Here is a 3880-nt window from a genome sequence, read left to right as displayed (position 1 = left end):
TGATTATAATACTCCTAATGAGGTAGAATTTAAGGCTTTGAATGCAGCTTAAGTAAGTTCGAATTTTTGTGTCCAAGATATTGACACAAATCCAACCGTTTCATAGGCGTGAAAATATGTCTGCTGTACGACGGCTTTTTTCTTTTGCCGTCGTGCGGCAGATTATTGCTTATGGAATTGTTTTTCTATCACATTACTGTTATAAGTACAACAAGTATACCAAGCACAATTCGATACCAACCAAACACCTTAAAATCATGTTTTTTGATAAAGTTCATTAGGAATTTAATTACTAAGACAGATACCGCAAATGCCACAGCCATACCGAGAACAAGAGCGAGCAGTTCTGCACTTGTAAATTCAAACCCGAATTTTAACAGCTTAAAAGCACTTGCTCCAAGCATAGTAGGTACTGCGAGGAAAAAAGTAAACTCTGCTGCTGCCACTCGTGAAACTCCTATGAGTAAAGCACCTATAATCGTTGCTCCCGACCGTGATGTGCCGGGTATAAGTGATAACACTTGAAATGCCCCTATCAAGATTGCTGTTTTATAGCTGATGTCAGAAAGTGCCATAGTAGTAGGAGTACGCTTTTTATTCCAATTTTCTATGAGAATGAATAACAAACCATAAAAGATTAACATGATTGAAATCACAATGGGGGTTTGGAGGTAAGCATCCAAATAATCATCAAATAGAATCCCCATAATAGCTGACGGTACACAAGCTACCGCAACCTTGAACCACAACGAGAAAGTATCCTTTTTAACAATTGACTGTGCTTTGTTCTTAAATTGAAAGGGAAACATCTTGTTCCAAAACATTACAACCACTGCGAGTATAGCTCCAAGTTGAATAACAACAAAAAACATTTCTTTAAATGCTTCGCTCATATTAAGTGTGATAAATTCGTCCACAAGAATCATATGTCCTGTGCTGCTGATAGGTAGCCACTCAGTAATACCCTCAACAATTCCAAGAAAAATAACTTTTAAAATTTCTATAAAATCAAGTACCATTATTTCAAATCCTCCTTTTTAAAATGATGAAAGGTCATAAGAAAACCAACTGCTGATACAAGAATAATAATAGATACAGACAGCAGTGTAGGATAGCCGGTACTCTGAAGTTTACCCTGCACCAAGAAATAGGTGGCTGTCCACGGATACAACGCTCCCCATTCTTGATTTGAAAGTGCGGCACTTCCCATGACAATCACGGCAGAGCCAATCATCGGGGCGACAAATCCTTTTGTTTTCATAGCAACAAACACAAAAGGAGAAACTGTTAAAAACATCAGGATACTGCCAAACAAAAACTTGGGGAGCCATACTATTGCCACTAGTAAGCTATATCCCTCCAATGTAAAGACAGCGTCATATAGCCCACAAACGATAAATATACCTGCCCATGTTACAAGGGTTAGCATAACAATCCAAAGAAGCAGGGTGCAAAATTTTCCAATTAATAGTTTTGTCCTTGAAATGGGTATGGGCAATATGGTTTTGAGGGTGCTTTCTGTGTACTCTCTGCTAAACAAGTAAGCTGCAATTGCCACATATATCATCATGTTTACCAGCAGCATGATATACAGTACACTGTCGCTGTATATGTCAGACAAGGTAAAGATAATCTCCGGCTTATCAAAATGTGTTTGCAAGGCTTCTATTAACATCAAAAGTGGGGTAGATAATACCCCTGCCACACTAATTAGCACCATTTTTGAACGCTTTAGTTTTAATAATTCACAAGAAATAAGATTAAGCAATACCGCCACCTCCAATCAGTTTAGAAAAGTAGTCCTCTAAGTTTTCCTCACTATCATTTATCCTTGTCACGAGCAGTCCATTTCGTGCAAATTCTCGATTGATTTCTCCAACACTTTGGCTAAAGTCATAAATTCTCACCGTACCGTCCTGCACTGTAAAATCCGTCATGTGGTAGTGGTTTTCTAAAATCTTTCCGGCTATCTCACTGTCAGATAAATCAAATTGAATGTATTTTCGATTCCTTTTGTGAAGCTCGGATATATTCACTTCCTCTACTAAATGCCCCTCGTGCATAACGCCGATAATATCTGCTATCTGTTCAATCTCGCTTAAAACATGGCTTGAGATAAAAATGGTAATGCCATGATTGTGACTAAGTTCAGATAAAAGTGAGCGTATTTCAACTATTCCAATGGGGTCAAGTCCGTTAATCGGTTCGTCAAGTATTAAAAGCTCCGGCTCGTGCATAATGGCGGCGGCAATACCAAGCCGTTGCTTCATTCCGAGGGAATAATCGGAAAAGACTTTTCTTTTCTCCTTATGCAGCCCCACAACTTCAAGCGCTTTTTCTACTCCACTTTTAGATACTCCCCCTCGCAGTTTAGCGAGAATTTGCAAATTCTCATACCCTGTTAAATTACTGTAAAATCCCGGTGTTTCGATAATAGAGCCTACTTTGCTATAAAGGGTATGGATATTTTCCTTATAGTTTGTGCCAAACAAGCGTACCGTTCCATCCGTTGGGAGAGTAAGCTGCAACATCATTTTCATTGCTGTGGTTTTGCCTGCTCCGTTTCTGCCGAGCAAACCATAAATTTTGCCCGTTGGCACATGAAGATTGACCTTATCGACAACGGTGGCTGTTCCGTATCGCTTCGTAAGATTTTCTGTTTCAATGATATAATCCATATTTGATTTTCCTTTCCGTTGGTTGCTGTTCTTGTTTTCACTGACCACAATCTTATTATCACAGGAGCTATATCAAAAGCCAAGAAACCTACCGTCACATCGCCTACATCTATCATGTCAACATGAAAAAAAGACCCGACACTTATCGTGTCAGAGCCTATTTCAAGGGATTTATATCGTTTTTACTTTGTTCCGTTCTGCTTAATCCAAACAACTATTTTTGCGACAAACAGCAGAAACATAAGTGCTGTTATATATGGTTCTCTTGCTGCTGCTAAGAAACAGATAGCCAAAGCAGTGAGTCCAAGGGAGCATTTTGTAGCAATGCCGCCCCATGTTTCTTTATCTAAATGGGTAAGTATTATTTTAGCAATCCCTATTACAATCAAGGCGGCAAAAGCACTCCAGTAGACTGCAAGATTGAATGGTGTGGTGGCTGTAAATGATAGTAGATTGACCGCATAAACATAACCGCCAACAGAGTTTCCATATAACGGAAGAAATATAAACGCAACTGCCATCATATCCAATATTCCATAAATATAGTTGTAAATCTTTTTCAAGTTGGAACGATTTTCAGTTTCGGCAAGTGTAATCAGTTCTTCGCCCGATAGTAGTTCATCTATGGTCACAGAAAAGAATTTAGAAATACACTTGAGCGACTCAATGTTAGGGTAACCCTTGCCGCTTTCCCATTTTGAAATGGCTGTTCTTGATACATATAATTGCTCCGCAAGTTGTTCCTGCGTTAAGTTCTTTCCAGTCCTAAGCTGTTGTAGCTTTTCATTAAATTCCATGATTCTCCTCCTGTTTGTTCCTTGTTTTCATACGTCCATCAACGGGTTTTTCTGCATCTTTTGGTATCATCCATGCACGACCAAATTTTTCAGTTCCGTCAATGCGATTTTCCTCACATAATTTTTGTATCCGTCTTTCCGATATGCCCCATTTTTCAGAAGCGGCTTTCACAGAAATGTAATCCATAATATCAACTTCCTTTCGCAAAGAGTATATAATTATTATATACGAAATGACGAATAATAGCAAGTTTCTCTCCACTAATACGAAATTATACACTACTAAACATAAAATCATACTTCGTTCAAATTGGTGTTAGTATAAAATAGTGGACACATTTTATCGAACTAGATAAAATAATATTTAGTTAGAGAAAGGAAGTGTTTCTACTATGGGTAGAGGTA

5 protein-coding genes are annotated in these 3880 nt (G+C 38.3%); all 5 read right to left on the bottom strand.

All coding sequences use genetic code 11. The features are described from left to right. Window positions 1–188 precede the first annotated feature (188 nt). Complete coding sequence (bcrD, locus tag A3GW_RS0106955) at window positions 189–1019, bottom strand: bacitracin resistance undecaprenyl-diphosphatase BcrD (RefSeq protein ID WP_018368564.1); 831 nt, start codon at window positions 1017–1019, stop codon at window positions 189–191. Continuing rightward, window positions 1019–1768: an ABC transporter permease gene (locus A3GW_RS0106950; RefSeq protein WP_018368563.1), complete on the bottom strand. Its 750-nt coding sequence runs from the start codon at window positions 1766–1768 to the stop codon at window positions 1019–1021. The genes bcrD and A3GW_RS0106950 overlap by 1 nt, the downstream gene beginning before the upstream one ends. Continuing rightward, window positions 1761–2678: a bacitracin ABC transporter ATP-binding protein BcrA gene (bcrA, locus tag A3GW_RS0106945; protein WP_018368562.1), complete on the bottom strand. Its 918-nt coding sequence runs from the start codon at window positions 2676–2678 to the stop codon at window positions 1761–1763. Before bcrA ends, A3GW_RS0106950 begins: the two co-directional genes overlap by 8 nt. Window positions 2679–2860: 182 nt before the next feature. Next, window positions 2861–3475 carry a bacitracin resistance transcriptional activator BcrR gene (gene bcrR, locus A3GW_RS0106940; protein ID WP_000395511.1) on the bottom strand — a complete coding sequence of 205 codons (615 nt, stop codon included), beginning with the start codon at window positions 3473–3475 and terminating at the stop codon, window positions 2861–2863. Continuing rightward, window positions 3465–3773 carry a DNA-binding protein gene (locus A3GW_RS12260; RefSeq protein WP_211205400.1) on the bottom strand — a complete coding sequence of 103 codons (309 nt, stop codon included), beginning with the start codon at window positions 3771–3773 and terminating at the stop codon, window positions 3465–3467. The genes bcrR and A3GW_RS12260 overlap by 11 nt, the downstream gene beginning before the upstream one ends. Between the last annotated feature and the right edge of the window lie 107 nt (window positions 3774–3880).

The sequence above is a fragment of the Streptococcus entericus DSM 14446 genome (assembly GCF_000380025.1).
Lineage (GTDB): Bacteria > Bacillota > Bacilli > Lactobacillales > Streptococcaceae > Streptococcus > Streptococcus entericus.
Note: the sequence above shows the minus strand (reverse complement) of the source record. Positions and strands in the feature narration are given on the sequence as shown.